Annotated in this window: 19 protein-coding genes and 1 tRNA gene; 9 read left to right on the top strand and 11 right to left on the bottom strand. The window is 63.3% G+C overall.

The annotated features are described in order from the left end of the window. Positions 1–99: 99 nt before the first annotated feature. On the top strand, positions 100–1179 hold the full coding sequence (gene hemH, locus G8E03_RS00350) for a ferrochelatase (RefSeq protein ID WP_166187334.1): 1080 nt from the start codon (positions 100–102) through the stop codon (positions 1177–1179). An 84-nt stretch (positions 1180–1263) separates the two neighbouring features. On the opposite strand, the gene G8E03_RS17560 is transcribed toward hemH, so the two are convergent. Next, positions 1264–1389 carry a hypothetical protein gene (locus G8E03_RS17560; protein WP_283810362.1) on the bottom strand — a complete coding sequence of 42 codons (126 nt, stop codon included), beginning with the start codon at positions 1387–1389 and terminating at the stop codon, positions 1264–1266. Between the two features lie 483 nt (positions 1390–1872). On the opposite strand from G8E03_RS17560, the gene G8E03_RS00345 reads away from it, so the two are divergent. Continuing rightward, entirely contained in the window at positions 1873–2913 is a 1041-nt protein-coding gene (locus G8E03_RS00345) for an aminotransferase-like domain-containing protein (RefSeq protein ID WP_347340506.1), read from the top strand. Here G8E03_RS00345 and G8E03_RS00340 read toward each other — a convergent pair. The 3 genes from G8E03_RS00340 to G8E03_RS00330 all read right to left on the bottom strand — a co-directional run bounded on the left by G8E03_RS00340 (position 2910) and on the right by G8E03_RS00330 (position 5534). Continuing rightward, on the bottom strand, positions 2910–3251 hold the full coding sequence (locus tag G8E03_RS00340; RefSeq protein ID WP_240910467.1) for a (deoxy)nucleoside triphosphate pyrophosphohydrolase: 342 nt from the start codon (positions 3249–3251) through the stop codon (positions 2910–2912). The genes G8E03_RS00345 and G8E03_RS00340 overlap by 4 nt on opposite strands. Before the next feature lie 65 nt (positions 3252–3316). Next, positions 3317–4594, bottom strand: a complete 1278-nt coding sequence (argJ, locus tag G8E03_RS00335; protein WP_166187330.1) for a bifunctional glutamate N-acetyltransferase/amino-acid acetyltransferase ArgJ — start codon at positions 4592–4594, stop codon at positions 3317–3319. A 46-nt stretch (positions 4595–4640) separates the two neighbouring features. Continuing rightward, entirely contained in the window at positions 4641–5534 is an 894-nt protein-coding gene (locus G8E03_RS00330; protein WP_166187328.1) for a peptidylprolyl isomerase, read from the bottom strand. Positions 5535–5784: 250 nt separating this feature from the next. On the opposite strand from G8E03_RS00330, the gene secA reads away from it, so the two are divergent. Further along, entirely contained in the window at positions 5785–8529 is a 2745-nt protein-coding gene (gene secA / locus G8E03_RS00325; protein WP_166187326.1) for a preprotein translocase subunit SecA, read from the top strand. Positions 8530–8644: 115 nt separating this feature from the next. On the opposite strand, the gene G8E03_RS00320 is transcribed toward secA, so the two are convergent. Together G8E03_RS00320 and G8E03_RS00315 are read right to left on the bottom strand one after the other, a co-directional pair. Continuing rightward, complete coding sequence (locus G8E03_RS00320; protein WP_166187324.1) at positions 8645–9721, bottom strand: alkene reductase; 1077 nt, start codon at positions 9719–9721, stop codon at positions 8645–8647. 74 nt (positions 9722–9795) lie between these two features. Continuing rightward, positions 9796–12042 (bottom strand): xanthine dehydrogenase family protein molybdopterin-binding subunit, encoded by a 2247-nt coding sequence (locus G8E03_RS00315; RefSeq protein ID WP_166187322.1) that lies wholly within the window; start codon positions 12040–12042, stop codon positions 9796–9798. A 229-nt stretch (positions 12043–12271) separates the two neighbouring features. Here G8E03_RS00315 and G8E03_RS00310 point away from each other — a divergent pair, with 229 nt between their 5' ends. Both G8E03_RS00310 and G8E03_RS00305 read left to right on the top strand, forming a co-directional pair. Beyond that, entirely contained in the window at positions 12272–14278 is a 2007-nt protein-coding gene (locus G8E03_RS00310) for a hypothetical protein (RefSeq protein WP_166187320.1), read from the top strand. A 62-nt stretch (positions 14279–14340) separates the two neighbouring features. After that, a complete protein-coding gene (locus G8E03_RS00305) occupies positions 14341–15924 on the top strand; it encodes a substrate-binding domain-containing protein (RefSeq protein ID WP_166187318.1) in 1584 nt (527 codons plus the stop codon). A 104-nt stretch (positions 15925–16028) separates the two neighbouring features. Here G8E03_RS00305 and radC read toward each other — a convergent pair whose 3' ends face one another. Genes radC through sfsA form a run of 3 tightly spaced genes read right to left on the bottom strand, consistent with a single transcriptional unit; the run spans position 16029 to position 18394 of the window. Next, positions 16029–16763: a RadC family protein gene (radC, locus tag G8E03_RS00300; RefSeq protein WP_430693228.1), complete on the bottom strand. Its 735-nt coding sequence runs from the start codon at positions 16761–16763 to the stop codon at positions 16029–16031. A gap of 55 nt (positions 16764–16818) precedes the next feature. Next, positions 16819–17643, bottom strand: coding sequence for a type I methionyl aminopeptidase (gene map / locus G8E03_RS00295; protein WP_166187313.1), 825 nt, complete (start codon positions 17641–17643; stop codon positions 16819–16821). A 43-nt stretch (positions 17644–17686) separates the two neighbouring features. Next, positions 17687–18394: a DNA/RNA nuclease SfsA gene (gene sfsA / locus G8E03_RS00290; RefSeq protein ID WP_166187311.1), complete on the bottom strand. Its 708-nt coding sequence runs from the start codon at positions 18392–18394 to the stop codon at positions 17687–17689. A gap of 33 nt (positions 18395–18427) precedes the next feature. Between sfsA and G8E03_RS00285 the strand changes: the two genes are divergently transcribed. From G8E03_RS00285 to rsgA, 3 genes are all read left to right on the top strand, one after another. Next, on the top strand, positions 18428–19138 hold the full coding sequence (locus G8E03_RS00285; RefSeq protein ID WP_166187309.1) for a competence/damage-inducible protein A: 711 nt from the start codon (positions 18428–18430) through the stop codon (positions 19136–19138). Between the two features lie 35 nt (positions 19139–19173). After that, a tRNA-Leu gene (locus tag G8E03_RS00280) sits at positions 19174–19259 on the top strand. 114 nt (positions 19260–19373) lie between these two features. Further along, positions 19374–20402: a ribosome small subunit-dependent GTPase A gene (rsgA, locus tag G8E03_RS00275; protein WP_166193725.1), complete on the top strand. Its 1029-nt coding sequence runs from the start codon at positions 19374–19376 to the stop codon at positions 20400–20402. Between the two features lie 80 nt (positions 20403–20482). Here rsgA and G8E03_RS00270 read toward each other — a convergent pair whose 3' ends face one another. Then, the gene (locus G8E03_RS00270) at positions 20483–20935 is read right to left on the bottom strand and encodes a PaaI family thioesterase (RefSeq protein ID WP_166187307.1); all 453 of its coding nucleotides are present in this window, start codon (positions 20933–20935) and stop codon (positions 20483–20485) included. 340 nt (positions 20936–21275) lie between these two features. On the opposite strand from G8E03_RS00270, the gene G8E03_RS00265 reads away from it, so the two are divergent. Next, a complete protein-coding gene (locus G8E03_RS00265; protein ID WP_240910374.1) occupies positions 21276–21998 on the top strand; it encodes a TlyA family RNA methyltransferase in 723 nt (240 codons plus the stop codon). 81 nt (positions 21999–22079) lie between these two features. Here the strand turns inward: G8E03_RS00265 and G8E03_RS00260 are convergent, their stop codons facing one another. After that, positions 22080–24107 carry an NADPH-dependent 2,4-dienoyl-CoA reductase gene (locus G8E03_RS00260; RefSeq protein ID WP_166187305.1) on the bottom strand — a complete coding sequence of 676 codons (2028 nt, stop codon included), beginning with the start codon at positions 24105–24107 and terminating at the stop codon, positions 22080–22082. Positions 24108–24254 lie beyond the last annotated feature (147 nt).

The raw sequence follows: 24254 nt of genomic DNA, 5'->3' as shown, positions 1-24254 counted from the left end.
CCATGCGACAAAACCCCGCGCAGTGTCCGAGGTGCAGGGTTTGAGTTGACCGTGACCCCCAGTCCCGTCACACACGGCGCACCAGATATGGAGGGTCCGATGCCAGATGATATCAAGCCAACCCTGGATGCTCCGGGACAGGGGCGTCTGGCCCATGCCGATGCCGATCATCCGCCGATTCCGCGCGCCAGGGTCGCGGTGATCCTGTCCAATCTGGGCACACCCGACGCTACCGATTACCGGTCCATGCGCCGTTATCTGGGGCAGTTCCTGTCCGACCGCCGCGTCATCGACTATTCGCCCTGGCTGTGGCAACCGCTGTTGCAACTGGTGATCCTGACCAAGCGGCCGTTTTCTTCAGGCAAGGCCTATGCGGGCATCTGGAACAAGGAGCGTGACGAAAGCCCGCTGCTGACCATCACCCGCAGTCAGGCGGAGAAGGTGGCCGAGGTCATGAAGTCCCGCTACGGCGATGACGTTATCGTTGATTTCGCCATGCGCTATGGCAACCCCTCAACCAAATCGGTGATCGAGCGGGTCAAGGCGCAAGGCGCGGAGCGGATCGTGTTCTTCCCGCTCTACCCGCAATATGCCGGGGCCACGACGGCCACCGCGAATGACGAGGCGTTCCGCGCGCTGATGCAGATGAAGTGGCAACCCTACATTCGCACCGTGCCCGCCTATTACGACCACCCGAAATATATCGAGGCGCTGGCCCTCTCGATCGAGGAAACCTATGCCAAGGTGGAGAGGCGGCCCGACATTCTGGTCGTGTCCTACCACGGCATGCCCAAACGCTATCTGATGGAGGGCGACCCCTATCATTGCCAATGCCAGAAGACGACGCGCCTGCTGCGTGAACGTCTGGGCTGGGATCAGACGCAGATCGTCACCACCTTCCAGTCGAAGTTCGGACCCGAGGATTGGCTGCAACCCTACACGGTCGAGCATGTCGCGCGGCTGGCCGAGGATGGGAAGAAGAACATCGCCGTCATGGCACCTGCCTTCTCCTCCGATTGCGTCGAGACGCTTGAGGAGATCAACGAGGAGATCAAGGAGAGCTTCGAACATGCGGGCGGCGAGACGTTCACCTATATCCCGTGTCTAAACGACGCCCCGGCGCATATCGACATGATGGCCGCCATATTGGAGCGCGAACTGGCCGGCTGGCTGGATTGACACCCGATCACCGCACGAAAAAGGGGGAGACGCAGGTGACTGCGCCTCCCCCTTTCGAATTTCATGCGGACGTCAGGGTATCGGTCAGGTTACCGGATAGCCCTGCAACAGTTTTTCACCCACGCGGATCGTGATGCGACCATCCGTAAGCACTTCGACAAGTCGCCCCTGCGCGGCAATGTAGCGGCTGAGCATTATGGTGCGGAGCATGGGGTGTCCCTTCGTTATGTTTTTGTCCTCGAGTAAGCTCAGATTAGTGAATATCACAGACCTGTCAATTTCATACGTAATATTGTTGCGTGAAATTTGGCATGAAGGGTAGTTTTATTGCGGTGCGGTAGGCTGTCTGCCGAAGTCTGAGTACTCGCAAAGCCCAGCGGGGCAGGCTTGTACCGCGTTGCGGTCCAAATCTGACAATGCTTTTGCTTCAGGCTCTGATGCGACGCAACACGGAAAATGACTCGCGTCCCGGCATTAGGTATGGCTTTGTGACCTAAAATACCTTCCACATGAGATTTGACATGTCCGACGCACAAGAGTGGACCCCGCATTATGCCGAGCGGATGCAGGGTATGCATGCTTCGGAAATCCGCGAATTGCTCAAGGTGATCGCGCAGCCGGGGGTAATCTCCTTTGCCGGCGGCATACCTGACCCGGCGCTGTTTCCCAAGGCGGCGATCCGGCAGGCTTACGATGCCATTCTGGGCGACGATGTGCAGGCAGCTGCGGCGCTACAATATTCCATCAGTGAGGGGGGATCCGGACCTGCGCGCGTGGATCGTCGGCCATATCCGCGCGCAGGGGGTGGACTGCACGGCGGACAACATTCTGATCACCAGTGGATCGCAGCAGGCGCTGGAGTTTCTGGGCAAGTTGTTCCTGTCGCCCGGCGACACCGCCTTGGTCACTGCACCGACCTATCTGGGGGCCTTGCAAGCCTTCGCGCCGTCGCAGCCGGTCTTTGACGAATTGGATCTTGCGGGCAGGACCCGAACGGCGGCCTCATATTCCGAGGCGGCGAGGGGGCGCGTCTCCTTCGCCTATGTGGTGCCGGATTTCGCCAATCCGACGGGGCAGACGCTGGACATCGCCGAGCGTGAGGAACTGCTGACGCTAGCCGCCGAACTGCAAATGCCGATCATCGAGGACAGCCCCTATTCCGCGCTGCGGTTCGAGGGGCAGCATCAGCCAAGCCTGCAATCGCTCGACATAGCCCGTTGTGGCAGCATCGAGAGGTCGCGGGTCGTTTCGTGCGGATCCTTCTCCAAGATATTCACCCCCGGTCTGCGGGTCGGCTGGGTCTGTGCCGCCACGTCGATCATCACGAAACTGGGGCTTATCAAGCAATCGTCCGATCTGAACAGCCCGGCGATCAACCAGCGCGTAATGCTGCATCTGGCCCGCAATGTCTGGGACGAGCAGGTGGCCCGGTCCTGCGACAGTTATCGCGCCAAGCGTGATGTCATGCTGTCGCTGATGGCGAGAACGTTGCCGGAGGGCTCGCGCTGGTCCGAGCCGGAGGGCGGCATGTTCGTCTGGGTGACCTTGCCCGAGGGGATGGACGCCGCCGCAATCCTGGCGCGCGCGGTCGCGGATCACGGCATCGCCTTTGTCCCCGGTCACGCGTTCCATGCGGACGGGCGCGGGCGCAACACCATGCGGTTGAGCTTCTCGCTGCCCTCCACCGACGATATTGTTGAGGGGATGCGGCGGTTGCAGGCCGCGTTGCGTTAGAGCCAGTCGCGCAGATGGGCCACCAGCGGCACATCGGCGGCAGGCATCGGCAGGTCCATGAGCGCGTCGGCGCGGACCCATTTCAGGGCCTGCCCCTCACGCCCCTGCGGGATGCCCTTCCACTTGCGACACGCGAACAGCGGCATCAGCAGGTGAAACGTCTCGTAGCTGTGACTGGCAAAGGTCAGCGGGGCAAGGCAACTGGCCCAAGTGTCGATGCCCAACTCCTCCTGCAACTCGCGGATCAGGGCCACCTCGGGGGTTTCGCCCGGCTCGATCTTGCCGCCGGGAAACTCCCACAGACCCGCCATGCTCTTGCCCTCGGGGCGCTGGGCCATCAGCACGCGCCCGTCGGGGTCGATCAGGGCGACGGCGGCCACCAGAACGGTTCTGAGCGGCTGGCTCACGACCGGTAATCCGCGTTGATGCTGATATAGTCGTGGGTCAGATCGCAGGTCCAGACGGTCGCCTGCCCGCCACCGATGCCCATGTCCACGTTGATCTCGATCTCGGGCTGTTTCATCAGGGCGGCGGCGTCTTCCTCGCGGTAATCGCGGGCGCGCCAGCCGTTTTCTGCGACCAGCATGTGACCGAAGCGGATCGTCAGGGCGTCGCGGTCCGCAGGCTCCCCCGATTTGCCGATGGCCATGACGATGCGGCCCCAGTTGGGATCCTCACCCGCGATGGCGGTCTTGACCAGCGGCGAGTTGGCTATGGACAGCCCGACCTTGTGCGCAGAGGTGTCGGAGGCCGCGCCGGTGACGTTGACGGCAACGAACTTTGTCGCACCCTCACCGTCGCGCACGACCTGATGGGCGAGGTCCAGCATCACGGCGTGCAGGGCGTCGGCGAACTGCTCGGCGCGCGGGTCGTCCCGGCTTTCGATCCGATCATTTCCCGCACGTCCCGTCGCCGCGATGACGAGGCTGTCTGAGGTCGAGGTATCGCCGTCCACCGTGATGGCGTTGAACGTGCGCTGGTTGTGTTCGGACAGGATGTCCTGCAATACCGGCTGTGCGATTTCGGCGTCGGTAAAGATATAGACCAGCATCGTGGCCATGTCGGGGGCAATCATGCCCGATCCCTTGGCAAAGCCGGAGATGGTGACCTCCGCCCCCAGATCGACGGTGCAGAAGGCCCCCTTCACATAAGTGTCGGTCGTCATGATCGCCGCAGCGGCGTCCGCACCCGCATCGGGGGAGAGGGTGGAGACCAGCTCATCCAGCTTGGCGGTGATACGCTCATGCGGCAGCGGCTCACCGATCACGCCGGTGGAGGCGGGAAAGACATGGGTCGCAGGGCAACCTAGAGCAGCGGCCGTCCGCTCCGCCAATGTCTGCGTGGCGTCGAAGCCGTTCTTGCCCGTGAAGGCGTTGGAATTGCCGGAGTTCACCAGAATCGCCGCAGTGCCGGCGCTGCCATCGAACTTCGCCAGATGTTCCTGACACATCAGGACCGGGGCGGAGCGGGTGGAGGATTTGGTGAAGACGCCAGCGATGGACGCCCCGGCGCAAATCTCGGCCAGCATGACATCCAGCCTGCCGGAATAGCGCACGCCGGCCTCAACTGCGGACAGGCGCACGCCGTCGATGACGGGCAGGGCGGTCGCGCCCTCGGTCGGGGCGAGCGGGCCTGCATTCGCCCGGGGCGTCCGGGGCAAGAGACGGGTGATCGTGGTCATGGTGTCCTCCCGGACGCGACTGATGCTTTGTCCGGGAGGATTGAGGTCATTCGTTCGTCAGATCAAGGGTCGTGATCGCCTCGGGCGAAATTGCGACCTCGGGCGTCGTGATGTCCGCGCCCTCACGCAGGCTGTCGATATGCGCCTGAAGCGCGTCCTGATTGAGCTGACCCACGATTTCGGGCCGGATCTGCTCCAACGGGGGCAAGGGGCTGAGCCGGGTTTCGTTCACGACGATGACGTGCCAGCCGAACTGGGTCTGCACAGGCTCCGACACGGTGCCCACCTCCAGCGACTGAACCGCCGCATCGAATTCGGGAACCATCTGGCCCGGACCGAACCAGCCCAATTCACCCCCTGTCGGGCCGGACGGGCCGGTGGAGCGTTCCTGAGCCAGCGTTTCGAAGTCCCCACCGTCGTTCAGGGCCGCGACCACTTCGAGGGCCTCCTCCTCCGTCTCCAGCAGGATATGGGAGGCATTGTATTCCGTGGTGCGCGTCATCTCGGCGGTCAGCGCCTCGTATGCGGAGGTGATCTTGTCCTCGGTCACGGCATCCTCAAGGACGGATGCGATCGTCTCGTTCGACAGGACGCCACGGCGTTCGTTGTCGAGCTGGACGCGGACGCGGCGCGTCTCGGCGGCGCCGGTTTCCTTCGCGGCCTCGGCCAGAAGCTGTTGATCGATCAACTGATCGACCAGACCGGGGAACAGAACCTCGGGCGGTAAGGAGCGGTAATTCTCCGGCAGGCGGTCGCGCACGGCGATGACGTGGGCGACCGTGATGTCGACGCCATCGACGGTGGCGACAACAGTGTCCAGATCGTAATCCGTGGTAACCTCAGGGCTTTCCTCAGCGGGGGTCGTCGTATCCTGTGCGAAGGCGGTGCCCGACAGGGTGAGGGCGAATGCAATCGCGTAAGGTGCAATCAGCTTGTTCATAAGTTCTCCGAACTGCTCGGTATCGACCGGAGCGGTCTTCCTGAAATAGAGCGCGGCAGCGGTTCAGCCCGGTGCCGGTAACGTTGACAGTGTCAGGTGCGGGACTTACATCCCGATCAGCTTTTAGGGCCAGCCGCACCGCCGCCGCGCCAACCTAGATTGTCGATCACGGTCGGGCAACCACCCGTTGGTATCAGTTTGGTGAACGACGCGGGCGGCCTGGCCGCAGGACGAGACGCGAGGATACTCTATGCTGGGACTGGCAACGGTGGCGAAAAAGGTGTTCGGCACCGCCAATGACCGCAAGGTCAAAAGCGTGCGATCACTCGTCGATCAGATCAACGGCCACGAGGCCGCGATGCAGGCGCTGGATGACACCGCGCTGAAGGCAAAGACACAGGACTTCATTGAGCGGCACAACGGGGGCGAGACTCTGGACGCCCTGCTGCCCGAGGCGTTCGCCGCAATGCGCGAGGGGGCCGTTCGCGCGCTGGGAATGCGCCCGTTCGACGTGCAGTTGATCGGCGGCATCTTCCTGCATCAGGGCAATATTTCCGAGATGAAGACCGGTGAGGGCAAGACGCTGATGGCGACGCTGCCCGTCTACCTAAACGCGCTGACCAAACGGGGCGTGCATGTCGTCACCGTCAACGACTACCTCGCCCGCCGCGATGCGGAGTGGATGGCAAAGCTGTATAACTGGATGGGGCTGAGCGTCGGCGTCGTGGTCCCCGGCATGGATGAGCCGGCCAAGCAGAAGGCCTATGCCTGCGATGTCGTCTATGCGACGAACAACGAACTGGGCTTCGATTATCTGCGCGACAACATGAAGACCAGCGTTGACCAGATGGTGCAGCGCGATCACTTCTTCGCCATCGTGGATGAGGTTGATTCGATCCTGATCGACGAGGCGCGCACGCCGCTGATCATCTCGGGCCCGACGCAGGACCGGTCCGAGTTGTATATCACGCTCGACAAGTTCATTCCCGATCTGACCGATGAGCATTACGAGCTGGATGAGAAAGCCCGCTCCGCCACTCTGACCGAGGAGGGCAACGAGTTTCTGGAGGACAAACTGAAGGAAGCTGGTCTGATCGAGGGGGAGGCGACCCTCTACGATCCGGAATCCACCACCATCGTGCATCACGTCACCCAAGCCCTGCGCGCGCACAAGCTGTTCGCCCGCGACAAGGACTATATCGTCAAGAACGACGAGGTGGTGCTGATCGACGAATTTACCGGCCGCATGATGACCGGCCGCCGCATGTCCGAAGGGCTGCATCAGGCGATCGAGGCGAAGGAGGGCGTCAAGATTCAGCCCGAGAACGTCACCCTCGCCTCCGTCACGTTCCAGAACTATTTCCGCCTGTACGAAAAACTCGGAGGCATGACCGGCACCGCGATGACCGAGGCCGACGAGTTCGATGAGATCTACGGGCTGGGCGTGGTGGAAATCCCCACCAACCGCCCCATCGCGCGCAAGGATTTCGACGATCAGGTCTATCGCACCGCGCGTGAGAAATACGATGGCATCGTCAAGACCATCAAGGAGGCCCACGCCAAGGGCCAGCCGACCCTCGTTGGGACCACCTCGATCGAAAAATCGGAACTGATCTCTCAGATGCTGACGGCGGCAGGGGTCAAGCACAACGTGCTGAACGCCCGGTTCCACGAGCAGGAGGCCTCGATCATCGCACAGGCGGGCCGCTTGGGCGCCGTGACCATCGCCACCAACATGGCCGGGCGCGGCACGGACATCAAACTGGGCGGCAATTCAGAGATGATGGCCGAGGTCGAGGCCGCCGAGCAGGGCATCACCGATCCCGCCGCCATTGCCGAGCTGGAGCGAAAGCACGAAGCGACCGTTCAGGCGGAAAAGCAGAAGGTGCTCGAAGCGGGCGGACTGTTCGTTCTGGCCACGGAACGTCACGAATCGCGCCGCATCGACAACCAGTTGCGTGGCCGTTCGGGCCGTCAGGGCGATCCGGGCCGCACAAACTTCTTCCTCAGCCTCGAAGACGACCTGATGCGCATCTTCGGCTCCGACCGGCTGGACACCATGCTGTCCAAGCTGGGCATGGGTGAGGGCGAGGCGATCATCCATCCATGGGTGAACAAGGCGCTGGAGCGCGCGCAGAGCAAGGTCGAGGGTCGCAACTTCGACATCCGCAAGAACCTGCTGAAATACGACGACGTAATGAACGACCAGCGCAAGTCGATCTTCGGTCAGCGGCGCGAAATCATGGAAGCGACCGATCTGTCCGAGACGATCGAGGAAATGCGTCACGAAGTGGTCGAGAATCTCGTCTCCGAATACATCCCGGCCCGCGCCTATGCCGATCAGTGGCAGACGCAGGAACTGACCGATCAGGTGAAGGAGATCTTCGCGCTCGACCTGCCCATTGCCGAATGGGCGGCGGAGGAAGGCGTCGATGACGACACCATCGAGGAGCGGATCACCGCGGAGGTAGACAAGGCCGCCGCTGCCAAGGCGGAAAAGCACGGTCCGGAAACCATGCGCACCGTCGAAAAGCAGATCCTGCTGCAAACCATCGACAAGGAATGGCGCGACCATTTGCTGACGCTCGACCATCTGCGCTCGGTCGTGGGCTTCCGGGGGTATGCGCAGCGCGATCCGTTGAACGAGTTCAAGACGGAGGCGTTCGAGCTGTTCCGCAATCTGCTCGAAGGTCTGCGCGTGCAGGTCACCCGGCAGTTGTTCCACATACAGATCCTGACGGAGGAAGAACGCGCGGAGATCATTGCGAAGATGCAGGCGCTGGGCGTGAACCAGCAAAATCAGGGGCGGGCCGAAGGGACCAATCCGCAATCGGCCACCCAACCGAACCAAGTGCCCAATCCCATGCCGAACGCGCCGCAATCGCGCAATCAACGCGATCCGCAAAACCCCGAAACCTGGGGCGTCGTGGGGCGGAATGAGCCGTGTCCCTGCGGTTCCGGTGAGAAGTACAAGCATTGCCACGGCAAACTGTGATCCGGGATCGGGTCGCAGGGTCAGGGGCGCTCAGACCTCAGCTTTGACATGAAGGGGCGGCACCGCAGTGCCGCCCCTTCATGTCTATCGTGCCCGATCAGGCGATCACGGCAAATTACAGGGTGGGATAATCCGTATATCCCTCACGCCCGCCGCCGTAGAACGTGCTCTGATCCGCTTCGTTCAACGGCGCGTTCTGGCGCAGACGCTCGGGCAGGTCGGGATTGGCGATGAAAGGCACGCCGAAGGCCACAGCATCGGCCTTGCCACTGTCCACCGCCTCGATCGCCATGTCGCGATTATAACCGTTATTGGCGATATAGGTGCCGGAATACCGGGACTTGAGCGCGTCGATGCTCAACCCTTCGTCCAATTCGCGGCTGCCGCCGGTCTGGCCCTCGACCATGTGCACGTAGGCGATGCCCACCTCCTCGGCTGCATCCATCGCCGCGCTGAAGGTCGCCATCGGATCGCTGTCCGAAATCGCGTTTGCGTTCGAGAACGGAGAGAACCGCACGCCGGTGCGGCCTGCGCCGACCTCATCTGCCACGGCCGTCAGAACCTCACGCAGCAGTCGCACCCGGTTTTCGACCGACCCGCCATAGGCATCGTCGCGCTTGTTCGCGCCATCCTTGAGGAACTGGTCCAGCAGATAGCCATTGCCCGCGTGGACCTCGACCATGTCGAAGCCCGCGTCCATCGCATTGCGCGCCGCGGTGCGGTATTCTTGGATCAGGCGCGGAATCTCGGAGATTTCGAGCGCGCGAGGGGTCGAGGTGTCGACGAAGCCCTTGCCGTCGAAGGTCTGGGCCTGTGCGGCGATGGCCGAGGGCGCGACCGGCGCCTGACCGTCCGGTTGCAGAGATGTGTGCGAGATGCGGCCCACATGCCACAATTGCAGCGCGATCTTGCCGCCCTTAGCATGAACGGCGTCGGTCACGGCCTTCCAGCCGTCGATCTGCGCCTTGGAGTGGATGCCCGGGGTCCAGGCGTAGCCCTTGCCCTCGGGCGAGATCTGCGTCGCCTCTGTGATGATCAGGCCAGCACCCGCCCGTTGGGCGTAGTAGTCGGCGTGGATGTCGTAGGGGGCGTCATCCTCGGCCCGGGCCCGGTTGCGGGTGAGGGGCGCCATCAGAATGCGGTTGGCGAGTGTTACATCACCCACGGTGATTGGATCGAACAACTTGGTCATGCTTAGCTCCTTGCACATGTAGCGGCACCACACTTGGGGGGTGGATCGCGCTTTGCAAAGGAAACACGTCGTTCTCAAATCCGGTGTAATGCGGACCAGACCCGTCCCGCGGTGTAGGGCGGCATGCAAGGGGCGGCCCCGGCACGGGCCAGCGCATCCTCCACCGCGTTGGCCACGGCACCCACGGCGGCGATCGCGCCAGCCTCACCACATCCCTTGAGGCCCAGGGGATTGGACGGGGTCGGCACGCTCACCAGTTCGACGTCGATCATCGGCAGATCGGCGGCGCGGGGCATGGCGTAATCCATGAAGCTGCCCGACAGCGGCTGTCCGTCGGCATCGCGGACCATCTCCTCGCACAGAACCTGTCCCGCACCCTGCGCCACGCCGCCATGGACCTGGCCGGTGACGATCATCGGGTTGATGACATTGCCGAAATCGTCCACCACGCTGTAGCGGGTCAGCGTGACATGCCCGGTTTCCGGGTCGATCTCGACCTCGGCGATATGGGCGCCGTTGGGGGTGGTGGTGACGACGGAATCGACCTCACCGACACCGTCGAGAGGGCCGGTCTGCGCCGCGATTTCGATCAAGCTCATCGCGCGGTCGGTGCCTGTGACGCGCACAGTGCCGTCGCGAAATTCCAGATCGGTGCGCGCGACCTCCAGCAAATCCTCCGCCCGGATCAGCGCCTGTTCCACGACATCCTCCGCCGCGATCAGAAACGAGCGGCTGGCCTGCACGGCGGAGCGTGAGCCGCCGGTGCCGCTGCCCCGCGGCAAGGATCCGGTGTCGCCGCGGCGCACAGTGATGGCCTCGAACGGGACGCCCAGTTGGTTGGCGACGATCTGAGCCCAGGCGGTTTCATGCCCCTGACCTGCGGATTCGGTGCCCACATCTGCGATGATCGCGCCATCCGCTGCGATGTGGATGGTCGCCATCTCAACCGGGCCACCGCCGGTGCGCTCGTAATAATACGCAACGCCCAGTCCGGCCAGCTTGCCGCGCGCGCGGTCGTCGAACCCGACGACATCCGCCAGTTCGGCGGCCCGATTCAGGATCGCAGGGGCGTCGATTGCGTCGAAATCCACGCCGCCCGCCGTGCGATAGGGGATCTGATCCGGACGGATCAGGTTGCGCTGGCGTATGGCGACCTGATCCAGCCCCAGTTCGCGCGCGGCCGTGCTCATCAGACGTTCCATCACGTGCAGGACTTCGGGCTTGCCCGCACCACGATAGGCATCGACGGGAGTCGTGTTGGTCACCACACCCTCGACCACGTGATGCACCGCGCGCACATCGTAGACCCCACCGATCAGATGAGCGGAAAAGGAGGTGTGCACCCCCGCGCCGAAACCGGGCGTGAATGCGCCGACATTCGAGGTGGAGCGCCAGCGCAGGCCCAGCAAGGTGCCGTCTGGGTCGAATGCCGCTTCGGCACGTGTCGTCAGGTCGCGGGCCTGCACATCGCTGAGCAACGCTTCGGCGCGGGTGGATGTCCACTTGACGGGGCGACGGGTCTGCTGCGCGGCAAGGGCACACAGGGCGTATTCCGGGTGGTCGATCAGCTTCATCCCGAAGCCGCCGCCCACATCGGGTGCATGCACGCGCAGTCGGTCGGGCTTGGTGCGCAGGTCGCGGGCGATATCGTCGCGCGCCGAATGCACCCCTTGGTTGGAAACCCAGATTTCCCAGCCCTGCGCATCGTATCGCACGACGATGCCGCGCGGCTCGATCGGCGTCACGGCGAGGCGCTGGTTGCGAACGTCCAGTTGCACGATATGCGCATTGTCAAAGGCACGGGCGACCGCATCGGGATCGCCGACCTCCCATCGGTAAATACGGTTGCCGTCCAACCCCTCGTGAATGGGGGCGGCGTGCAGGGCGTCCTGCGCGCTGACAACGGCGTCTGAGGGCTCGATTTCAACCGCGACAGCCTCCGCCGCATCCATGGCGGCCTGACGGCTGTTCGCGAAGACGACCGCAACCGGTTGCCCTACATAGGCCACGGTGTCTTCGGCCAGATGCGGGTGCGGTACGTCCACAAACGGGCTGCCGTCGGCCTGCACCATGCCCATGCCCGCACTGATCGGCACCAGCCGCCCGGCAATGTCGGCAGCGGTGTAGACCAGTGCGACCCCGGGCATTCGCCGCGCTTCCTCCGCATCGACCCCGACCAGCCTTCCAGCCGCAAAATCGGACCGGACAACCTGCGCAAACAGCATTTCGGGCAGGTCGATATCATCGACGTATTGCCCGCGACCCGTCAAAAATCGTGGATCTTCGGTGCGTTTCACCGCCTGACCGATGCCGAATTTCATGCGATTTCCTCCGATTCTGCAGGTGCCGCGAGTTTGCGACAGAACGATTTATGGGCCGAACACAGGCTAGAGTGCAGCGTACTGGTCACACAGGTGGCATTTTGATATGTAATTGGAACAATGAGGGTCATTCGAGTTTTGCCGGATTGAAATCGAGTTTCATTTATCGGTTAATACCTCAAATGGAGTGAGCTTCACTCGTTAAAGATGATTCGTGGGGGATCAGCTTATGAAGGCCGATGATCGGCTAATGGTGGTATTGACCGCTGTCGTGCTCGTGGTGGCGATTGGCACCATGGCGCAACGCAGCGAATTTATCATGGCCGCTTTCGGTTCCGTCGATGAATACGAGGCGGTCGACGATGCCTTTACGGTTCGTGCCGGGCGGACACAACCGCTGGATGTTCTGTCCAATGACATCAATGCGCAGGAGGGCGATGCAGATCGCATCCTGATCGTGCAGCAACCGGTGTGCGGGACCGCGCGGCGCAGTGGCGGGCGTATCGAGTATTTCAACAGTGACGCATGTGGCGGACGCATGGTGTTCACCTATTGCGTCATTCAGGGCGATACCTGCCCCAGTGCGCAGGTCGTGCTGAACGTCTCACTCCCCGAGGCGCTGCCGGGGCGCGACGGCATGGCCGTGGCTGCGGGCGCCACCGGGTTTCCGACCTTGCGCGCACCTTCGCTGGCAACGCCGGACAGCGATGTCGGTCTGGCCCCTGCGGAGGCGACTGCCGCGATTCGCAACCGCGATGTGCAGCCGGTTCGGATCGGTCGTCCTGCCACCGGCGCTGGTGCCGGTATCGCTCCTCAGCAAAGCGCCGCCGTCTCCATCGGCGGGGCAGGGGTTTCAGGCGGGTTCGGCGCAGCGACACCCGGTGCCGATTCAGTCCTGCCTAATCTCAGCCGTGGCGACACGCCGGAGCGTGTGACCATCGCACGGGGCGCAACACCGCAATTGGGCAGCGTCGGGCGAGACTTTGCCGCCAATGTGCCATCAACCCCGGTCCGTGCGCGGCCTACCGGGCTGGGCACGCCACCCGCGCCTTCGCAGGCCGGTGTGCGCGTATCCGGGTCTACCGCCCCACCCGTCATCAGCTCCGGCCAATCTCAACTCGCTTCGGCCGCATCCGAAAGCGGTGCCGTGACCCAGCGCAACGCGGGGCGCCTGACGTTGCGGTCCGTCACCTCGATGTTCCGCCCCGTCGGCTCCACGGTTGAAGATGAGACGCCGACCGTGACCGCACAGGCGAGCGCGCGCCCCCGCGTCAACTTGAACCCGGGGCTGCAAGGTTCCGCTGTCGTGACGGAGCGTGCAGCCCAGATCATCGTTCCCGTGGCGACGGAAACGACTGCCGTGCGCAGCGGATCGTCGCCGCAAGCACCCTCGATGCCAGTCGAACAATCCATCGCCTCGCTCGGCGGCGGGATGGTTCCGCAGACGCCCAGTTTCGGCGGCTCGTCGCCGAACGAACCACCTGTCCGCTCCGCATCGCTGGGCGCGGATGTGCCGGACATGCCTGCCATCGATGCAACGCCGCGAACCGCACGAGCGGACGTGACATGCAACGCCAACCTGGTGACTTCATCCAAGCTGGGTGAGATGCTGGCCCTGACGCTGACCTCTCCCTGCCGGCCACACAGCGAAGTGACCATCAGTTATTCGGGCTTGAGCTTCACCGCGATAACCGATGCGGAGGGATCATTGCAGATCGACGTGCCCGCATTCGACGAACAGACGGCCATCACGGCGGAGTTCGCGGACGGCACTTCCGCCAGCTCGGACATCACGGTGCGGGGGATCGACCGCATCGCACGGGTCGCCATCGCGTGGGAGGGGGACGCCAATCTCGACCTTCACGCATTCGAATACACAGCGGCCGAAAATTCCGAGGGCCACGTCTGGGAGGGGAACGCGCGCAGCTATCGCGCCTCGCGCCGCAATGGCGGGGGCTATCTGACCCGCTTGGGTCTGCCCGGCGCGCGTCAGGCCGAAGTCTACACCCTGCCCGTGTCGAGGCGCACGCACAGCGGTGTCATAGATACCCAGATCCGGTTCACCAATGATGCGGATATCTGCGACGGACGTATCGAAGTCCTTTCACTTTACAACAATCAGGCTTTGCGTGCTGACCATCGAAGCGTCAGTATCGAAACCGCACGGTGTAGCGAGGACAGTGAAGTGGTCTCGATCGATGCGGCTGTTAGGAGCATCTCCGTAGCCGCCCGCTGAGCGCAGGAAATCTAGGCGATCAACGCTAATAAACAGAATACCAAGGACGAGGGACGGGACATATGACATCGATCAAGACGGCACGCAGCGGGCTGATCCGCGCCGGCTTCTCTGCGGCTATGGCACTGATTGCCATACCGGCACTGGCGCAACAGGTCACATTGCAGTCCTATGACGGCTCGATCACCCTGCGGGGAAACCTCGTCGAATTCGATGGACAGAACTATCAGATTGCCACGGCTATCGGTGCGATCACCATCGACGCCTATCAGGTCTCATGCGAGGGGGACGCCTGTCCCGACCCGTCATTGCTGCGCTCCGAGTTTCGCATTGCGGGCTCCGATACCATCGGGGCCGATCTGATGCCCGCGCTGGTCGAGGGGTATTCCTTCGCGCTGGATGCTGACATTGCCTCGAACGAGATCAACGCCGACGGCTCCATCGGTCTGGCGATCGAGGATCTGAGCGGTGGACGCATCGCTGATATCGAGATCGCATCGCTGTCGGGGGAGGGTTTCGACGCATTGCTCGACGGCACCGCCTCCATCGGCATGGCGTCCCGGCCCGTCCGCCCGCGTGAGGCGCAGGCCTTCAATGATGCCAATCTGGGCAACGTCACCGACCCCACGCAGGAGCATATTCTGGCGCTCGACGGCATCCTGGTGGTGCTGGCGCGCTCCAACCCGGTGCGCAATCTGTCGATCGAGGAAATGGCGGGCATCTTCGCCGGTGAGATTACGAACTGGTCGCAGGTCGGTGGCGCGAATGCCCCGATCAACGTCTACATTCGTGAGGAGGGTTCGGGCACCCGCGCCGTGTTCGAACAGAACGTCATGGACGTGATCGGTGCCAGCATCTCCTCCACCGCCGAAGTGATCGAGAACAACGCGGATTTGTCCGACGCGGTCGCCTCCGATCCGTTCGGCATCGGCATCACCGGCTACGCCAGCGCCCGCAACGCGCAGCCTGTAGGGATCGAGGAGGTTTGCGGTATCGTCACCCAGCCCTCCGCCTTCAACATCAAGGCCGAGGAATATCCGCTGGCCCGTCGTCTGTATCTGTACACGACCAATGCCGCATTGCCGAACCACGCCCGCAACCTGATCGAGTTCGTTAACTCCGACGCGGCGCAGGATATCATCGCCGATGCGGGCTTCATCGATCAGGGTATCTCTGGCGCTTCGATGAACGAGCAGGGCCTTCGCCTCGCCTCCGCAATGATGGCGGCCGAGGATCTGGACCAGCTGTCTGACGTGCGGGATTTTGCCTCGCTGATGCTGAATGCGGAACGTCTGTCCACGACGTTGCGTTTCCAGCCCGGCTCCTCGCTGCTGGATGCCAAGGCGCAGCGCGACGTGGTACGTATCGCTGAATCGCTCTCGCGCGGTGGGTTCGACAACAAGGAAGTTCTGCTTGTCGGCTTCACGGACTCCATCGGCCGACCGGACTTGAATCGCGCCTTGTCCGAGCGGCGTGCGGATCAGGTCTTGAGCGCGATCCTGGACGCCGCCCCCGGTGGAACGATCGACACGGATCAGATTTCGGTGCTGGGCTTCGGTGAGATTTCACCGGTGGGTTGCAACGAGACCTTTACTGGTCGTCAGGTCAACCGTCGCGTGGAAATCTGGGTGCGCGACCGCGTCTGAGCCTCATGGGTCTGAGCCTCATGGGCTGAACCTTGCGATTCCGGCGCCCCAGTGGCGCCGGTTTCGTTTCACTTTCCCCAAATACCCCCGCCGGAGGCGCACCCCTACAACAGGCCGCTGCCGCGAAAGCTCAGTTCCGCCCCCTTGCCGATGATCAGGTGATCGTGCACGACGATGGACAGGGGCATCAGGGCCGCGACGATGGATCCGGTCATCGTGATATCCGCCTCACTGGGTGATGGATCGCCGGAGGGGTGATTGTGCACCAATATGATGGCCGTGGCCCCCAGTTCCAGCGCCCGCCGGGCGACCTCACGCGGATAGACGGGCACGTGATCGACGGTGCCCCTGGCCTGCGCCTCATCCGCGATCAGCACGTTCTTGCGGTCCAGAAACAGGATGTGGAATTGCTCGGTGTCACGGTGGGCCATCATCGCGCGGCAATAGTCGAGCACGGCGTCCCAACTGCCCAGCACGTTCTTTTTCGCCACGCGGGTTTGGGCCAGACGATGGGCGGCGGCCTCCACGATCTTTAGCTCCTGCACAACGGCGGAGCCGACGCCCTGAACCTCGGTCAACCGGGCGGGCGGGGCGGAGATAACGGCGTTGAAGCCGCCGAACCGCGCGATCAACGCCTTGGCCAGTGGTTTTACGTCGCGCCGCGGGATTGCGCGAAACAGCACCAGTTCCAGCAATTCGTAATCCGGCAGCGCCGCCGCCCCGCCCTGCATGAACCGTTCACGCAGGCGCGCACGGTGGTTCATCTGGTCGGGCCGCGCGGCCCCCATCGTTGGCAGCGGCATTTCCGAGAATCCGGGAAGGGGCGGTCGCGCACTCATGCGTTTCAACATGGGGCGCAGTGGTTAACCGAACCTTAACCAGAAACGGGATATCTCAGATCGAGAAGTTGGGAGCGTAAACATTTGCCGGTGACAGGGTGAAGATCTCGCAGCCTTCCTCCGTCACGCCGATGGAATGTTCGTATTGCGCGCTGAGCGATCTGTCCTTGGTTACGGCGGTCCATTCGTCGGCCAGAATTTTCGTCTCGGGCCGTCCGAGATTCACCATCGGTTCAATCGTGAAGAACATGCCGGGTTCCAGCTTCGCCCCCGCGCCGGCACGACCGTAATGCAGCACGTTGGGCGCGGAATGGAACTGGCGGCCCAGCCCGTGACCGCAGAAATCCCGCACGACCGAGCATCGCTGCGCCTCGGCGAAGCGCTGAATGACGTGGCCGATATCGCCGAAGGTGTTGCCGGGCTTGACGGCTGCGATCCCCTGCATCAGGGCGTCGTGAGTGATCTGGATCAGCCGCTCCGCCTTGCGGCTGGGCTTGCCTGCCCAATACATCCGGCTGGTGTCGCCGTACCAACCATCGACGATCACGGTCACGTCGATGTTCAGGATATCGCCGTCGCGCAGGACCTTCGGCCCCGGAATGCCGTGGCAGACCACATGGTTGATCGAGATGCACGAGGCGTGTTGATACCCCTTGTACCCGATAGTGGCCGAGGTCGCGCCTGCGGCGACGATACGATCCTGGATGACCTGATCTAGCGTGGCGGTGCTGACGCCCGGCACCACATGCGGCCCGATTTCGTCGAGGATTTCCGCCGCCAGCCGTCCGGCCTTTCGCATCCCGTCGAACATTTCGGCGGAGTGGATATAGATCCCGTCGCGGTTCGTCGGGATGGACAGTGCGGTATCGGCTCGGTTCATGGTGCGGTCCTCGGGGATTCGATCTTCTCTCATATAGGAGCTTTTATTGCAGGATGACAGGCAGGGCGCGGCCCAGACTTATGCCTGCGGTGGAAATCTGCGTGGCGCGGGCGATCATCCGAACCCCCGCCGCCGCTGCCTCCGCCGCTTTTGCAGCATAGGCGGGATCCAGATCGGCGGCGAAGCTCACCGCATCGCAATCGGTTCGTTGTACGACGTATAGCATCACCGCCCTGTGCCCCCGATCCACCATCTGCATCAGGTCGCCCAGATGCCGCGTGCCCCGCGCGGTCACGCAGTCGGGAAACTCGGCCAGCGTGCCATCCCGGCTCAGATGCACGTTCTTTACCTCCAGATACAGATCGGGCAGTCCCGGTTCGCTCAACAGGAAATCCACGCGGCTGCGATCGGCATAGGGCACCTCGGCGCGGATGCCGGTATAGGCGGCAACCTCCGCGATCTGACCGGCGCGCAGGGCATCACCGACGATGCGGTTTGGCAGGCCGGTGTCGATACCTGACAGGCCGCCGCCCTCCACCTCGGTCAGCATCCAGGACCATTGCAGCTTGCGCCTGGGATTGGTGCTGGGTTGCAGCCAGATCTTCGCGCCCGTCCGCGCCACGCCGATCATGCGGCCGGGATTGGCGCAGTGCACCGTCACCTCGCGACCATCAGGCAGGATGACATCGGCAAGGAACCGCTTATACCTGCGGATCAGGACAGCCGGGATCAAAGGGGGATCGAATTCCATTCCCCCGCCTATCGCAGATGAAGGAACCGCACCATGCCCACAGCCGCAATGATCGTGATCGGAGACGAAATTCTGTCCGGCCGGACACAGGACGTGAACGTTCAGGTACTGGCCAAGGCACTGGGCGCGCGCGGCATCGCGCTGAGCGAGGTGCGGATGATACCCGATGACGTGGATACCATCGTCGGCACCGTGAATGCGCTGCGCGGACAGGTGGACAATGTCTTTACCTCCGGCGGCATCGGACCGACCCATGACGATATTACCGCCGATTGCATCGCGCAGGCCTTCGGTGTCGGGATTTCGGTCCGCGACGATGCCCGTGCGATCCTCGCCACGAACTACGTCAATCCGGAGCGCGATCTGAACGAGGCCCGCCTGCGCATGGCCCGCATCCCCGACGGGGCGACCCTGATCGACAACCCGGTCAGCAAGGCACCCGGCTTTACCCTGGGCAATGTGCACGTGATGGCGGGCGTGCCCAAGGTCTTTGCCTGCATGGTGGAAAGCGTCATGCCGACCCTGACCGGGGGTGTGCCGATGCTGTCCGACGATGTGCTGATCGAAAAGGGGGAGGGGGCTCTGGCCGGTCCGCTGGCAAAAATCGCCTGCCGGCATCCCGATGTCTCCATCGGCTCGTATCCGCGCGTTGTGAACGGCGGTTTCGTCGTCAATATCGTGGCCCGCTGTACGGATGCCGCCCTGCTCGAAGCGGCGATGGTCGAACTGCGCCAACTCGCTTGACCCCGCCGCGCAGGCAGGCGACACAAACAAGGCCTGCCCGCTTGGTGGAATTGGTAGACACATGAGACTTAAAATCTCCCGGCCTCAGGCCGTGCCGGTTCGAGTCCGGCAGCGGGCACCATGATATTGCTGACATGATACTGTAGCACCCTGACGGGACATGACCCGCCTGTGCTATGTGGCCGAGTATCGGAAACGCTTGCATCGCACGGGTGCCCGGATCATCAAGGCGGATATGTCGATTTCGTCCGGTCCCCATGCTGTTTCTCTTGCCGATCTCGGATGGTCCGCGTTCTTCGCGGATCAGGTTGGGGAGGGGGAAACTGGTCTGCTGCCGGCCCGTATCGCGACGGTCCATCGGTCGCGCATCGGGGCTGAGACCGCCTTGGGACAGATGCGGCTTATCCTTCCTTCGCCAATGAAGACAACGGATTTCGCGGTCGGCGACTGGGTGCTGCTGGGTGTCGGGGATGCCACCGTCGTGCGGCGTCTCGACAGACGCACCTTGCTTCTGCGGCGCACCGAGGGCGCGCGGGCGCAGCAATTGATCGCGGCGAACGTGGACACGCTGTTCATCGTCACCTCGTGCAACGATGATTTCAATCCTGCCCGGCTGGAGCGCTATCTGGCCCTGTCGAACGAGGCTGGCACCCGCCCGGTGATCGTTCTGACCAAGGCGGATAAGGTGATGGACGCAGCCTCCTATCAGATCGAAGCCGCAGCGTTGCAGCGCGATTTGGCCGTTGTCAGCCTGAACGCAAAGTCGGTGGAGGCGACCGCGATCCTGTCACCATGGTGTGGCGCGGGGCAGACGGTGGCGCTGGTCGGTTCCTCGGGCGTTGGCAAATCGACATTGCTCAACACCCTGACCCGGAAATCGGACGCGGACGCACAGGCCACCGGCGGCATTCGTGAGGGTGACGCCAAGGGTCGGCACACGACCACGGCCCGCTCCCTGCACCCGATCGCGGGCGGTGGTCTGGTCATCGATACGCCGGGAATGCGCACCCTGCATGTCAGCGATGTGGCCGACGGGCTGGATATCGTGTTCGCGGAGATTACCGAACTGGCCCCCCGGTGCCGGTTTCGCGACTGCACCCATGCGCATGAGCCCGGATGCGCTGTCCAATTCGCAATCGCGGATGGAACGCTGGACCCGGCGCGGTTGGATCGCTGGCGCAAGCTATCGGACGAAAACCGCGACAACACGCCGGTCGTGACGGGCGCGCGGGGAAATAAAAGCACACGCTCCAGACGTCGGTAGGATGCCTGCGGCGCGGATATTTCGGAAAGTGAAAGCCACGCGCGGCGCGTGTATGCATAAGCCTTCCGCGCTGTGACCTGTCAGGTCCTGGCGGGAGTGACATGCCAAGCCACGGTCATTTCGTTGACCTTGGTGCCGGTTTCATCCGTGATGTCCACGATTACATTGAATTTGACGCGACCCTGGGTGTTCAGAGTTTCCAGTGCCTGCGCACTGGGGATTGAAGTGCGGGCGGTGGCGGTCAACTGTCCCTTTGCCAGCGCCAGATAGCTGATCCGGGCCTCTGCCGCGACGGGGCGCGATTGCAGGATAACCGGCGCCAGCGCACCGGCGGCCGCCCCGCCGCTGGCCGTTTCGCCCAGTGTAAAGACCGCCCCGGCATGTGGCGTGCCGATGTGATTGCAGGTCTCCGCCGTGGCGGGCAGGATCGCCTCCGCCACACCATCACCGACCGATGTGATCTGCACGCCCGCATGTGCTGCGAAGGGGATCGACTGGCTCAGATGCGCGCGGATCATGTCATAGGGGGTCATCAAGGGTTCCTCACTGATTTTCGCGATGATGCGCCGGGGCCGGTTTGCGGGCAACCGTGCCCTTGCGGCGAGCTATGCTGGCAGGTTGATTATTTTGGACCCGGAGGTTCCGCCCTTCGTGCCAGAGGAGGATTGCCCGGATTTGCGGGCGTGTGCACAATCGGAGCCGTTTCAATCCGATCCGGGTCGCGCTTCACGAATATCTCTCTATTCTGCGCGACGCGACGCTGGAACGGCCAGCAGAAACCCGGGATGGAGCCATGATGGCAGGCGCGACACTTTCGGCGATACCCAGCGACGGGCGAACCCGCACCTGCGGGCCAAGCCGGGGCTGTAGGGCATGATGCGTCTGGATCAGGCGCTGGTGGCGCGGGGGCTGACGCAAAGCCGATCCCGTGCTGCGCAACTGATCGACGCGGGTGTCGTATCGGTGAACGGGCGTCCGGCGGGCAAGGCCTCGGCCAAGGTCGCTGCGGATGACGTACTGAAGCTGACCCACGATCCAATCCCATGGGTCAGCCGCGCTGCATTGAAGCTGGTTCACGCGGTGGAGGTTTTCGATCTGAAACCGCAGGGCGATTGCCTCGATCTGGGCGCCTCTACCGGAGGGTTTACGCAGGTGTTGCTGACGCATGGCGCGGCGCGGGTCTTTGCGCTGGATGTTGGGCGGGACCAGTTGCACGCGGATGTTGCTGGCGACCCACGGGTCGTGCGGCTGGACGGGGTGAATGCGAAGGATATCACGCCGGGCCTGCTGCCGCCGCTGGATTGGATCGTGACCGATGTCAGCTTCATCTCGCTGGAGAAGGCGCTGCCCGCGGCCCTGACCCTCGCCAAACCCGGTGCGCGGCTGGTGGCTTTGGTCAAACCGCAGTTCGAGGTGGGCCGTGCCCATGTGGGCAAGGGCGGCATCGTCACAGACGACACCGCGCGGGCCGGTGCCCTGTCCCGGATCGAGGCATTCCTGGCGGCGGCGGGCTGGGGCGATATGCGCAGCACCACCAGCCCGATCACGGGGTCCGATGGCAATGTGGAATATCTGCTGACGGCGGTGCGGGTGTAGCAGCCCCCACAGCAAAGCGGATCGTGGCGGGGAACCGATCCCGCGCCCTGTCGTTCCAGCTGTCCTGTCGGGGCGGCTGGATTACAGCGATGCGGCCAGTTCCGAGCCCTGTTTGATCGCGCGCTTTGCGTCCAGTTCTGCAGCCACGTCCGCGCCGCCGATCACGTGCACGGTGCGGCCAACTGCCTGTAACTGATCGGCCAGATCACGGAAGCTGACCTGCCCGGCGCACATCACCACGGTGTCAACCTCGACCCAGCGGGGATTTTCGTGCGCCTCGCCGGAGGAGACCTGAATGCCCTGCGGGCCGATCCGCTCGTAATTTACGCCGGCGACCATCTGCACGTCCTTCATCTTCAACGCGGCGCGGTGGATCCAGCCGGTGGTCTTGCCCAGACCGGCACCGGGTTTCCTGGCCTTGCGCTGCATCATGGTGATGGCGCGGGCGGGGTCCTGAGGTTGCGGACCTTCGGGCCGCAGGCCACCCGCAACGTTCGCGGGATCGCCGACGCCCCATTCCGCCAGCCACTCATCCAGATGCAGGGTCGGGCTTTCTCCCTTTTGCGACAGGAATTCCGACACGTCGAAGCCGATGCCGCCAGCGCCGATCACCGCGACACGCTCCCCGACTTCGGCGGTGCCGCGCAGCACGTCCACGTAGCTGACGACGTTGTCGCCGTCTTGCCCCTCGATCTGCGGATCACGCGGCAACACGCCGGTGGCGATCACGACCTCATCAAAATCGGAGAGGTTCTCGACCGTTGCCTCCGTCTGCAAGCGGACATCGACGCCGTGCACATCCAGCATCCGGCGGAAATAGTCCACCATGTGCCAGAATTCCTCCTTGCCGGGGATCTGCTTGGCCATGTTCAACTGGCCGCCGATTTCCGCATCCTTCTCGAACAGCGTGACCCTGTGACCGCGTTCCGCCGCGACGAGGGCGGTGGACAGGCCCGCCGGGCCCGCGCCGACGACGGCGATGGATTTCGCGGTGCTGACCGGTTCGTAATTCAGCACGGTTTCATGACAGGCACGCGGATTGACCAGACAGCTGGTCAGCTTCATTGCGAAGGTGTGGTCCAGACAGGCCTGATTGCACGCGATGCAGATGTTGATCTGATCGGCCTTACCCTCCGCCGTCTTGCACATGAAATGCCCATCGGCCAGCCAGGGCCGTGCCATGCTGACCATATCCGCGCAGCCATCGGCCAGAACCCCCTCCGCCGTTTCGGGATTGTTGATGCGGTTCGAGGTAATCAGCGGAATCGACACCTCGCCCATCAGCTTCTTCGTGACCCAGGTGAACGCGCCGCGCGGGACGGAGGTGGCGATGGTCGGCACCCTGGCCTCGTGCCAGCCGATGCCGGTATTGATGATGGTAGCGCCTGCCGCCTCGACCGCCTTGGCCAGTGTGACGACCTCCTGCCATGTGGAGCCGTTGGGGATCAGGTCGATCATGCTGAGGCGATAGATGATGATGAAATCCGTGCCGACGGCCTGCCGCACGCGGCGCACGACCTCCACCGGCAGACGCATCCGGTTCTCGTAGCTGCCGCCCCAGCGGTCCGTGCGCTTGTTGGTGTGCGTCACTAGGAACTGGTTGAGGAAATATCCCTCGGAGCCCATGATCTCGACCCCGTCATAGCCGCATTCCTGGGCACGGGTGGCGCAGGTGACGATATCCGCGATCTGCTTTTCGATGCCGTCCTCGTCCAGCTCCGCCGGGGGGAAGGGACTGATCGGGGATTTGATGGGGGAGGGTGCGACGCATTTGTGGGTGTAGGCGTAGCGTCCGGCATGCAGGATCTGCATCGCGATCTTGCCGCCCTTGCCGTGAACCGCGTCCACGACCTTGCGGTTGTTGGCCATATCCTCGTCCGAGAACAGCCCAGCCCCGCCCGGCAGAACGGCGCCTTCCTCGTTCGGTGCCATGCCGCCGGTGACGATCAGCGCGGCGCCCCCTTCGGCCCGTTCCGCGAAATAGGCGGCCACGCGGTCGAAATCTCCCACTTCCTCCAGCCCGGTATGCATGGACCCCATGATCGCGCGGTTCTTCAGCGTCGTGAAACCCAGATCGAGCGGTTCGAGCAGATGAGGATAATTGGACATGGCATGCTCCCTGAAGGCGTATGGGCCTTTGCGACCCGTTCGTCTCAACTTACGTGCACGTCAGGTCGAGTAAACCGAAACGCAGCGGCAAGAGGGCTACAACTTGCCTCTGGCCCGACGAATCGTGCATCCCCCCCGTGAAGTCCG

Source organism: Pontivivens nitratireducens (assembly GCF_011290545.1).
Lineage (GTDB): Bacteria > Pseudomonadota > Alphaproteobacteria > Rhodobacterales > Rhodobacteraceae > Pontivivens > Pontivivens nitratireducens.
This window is presented reverse-complemented; position numbering and strand designations above follow the sequence as displayed.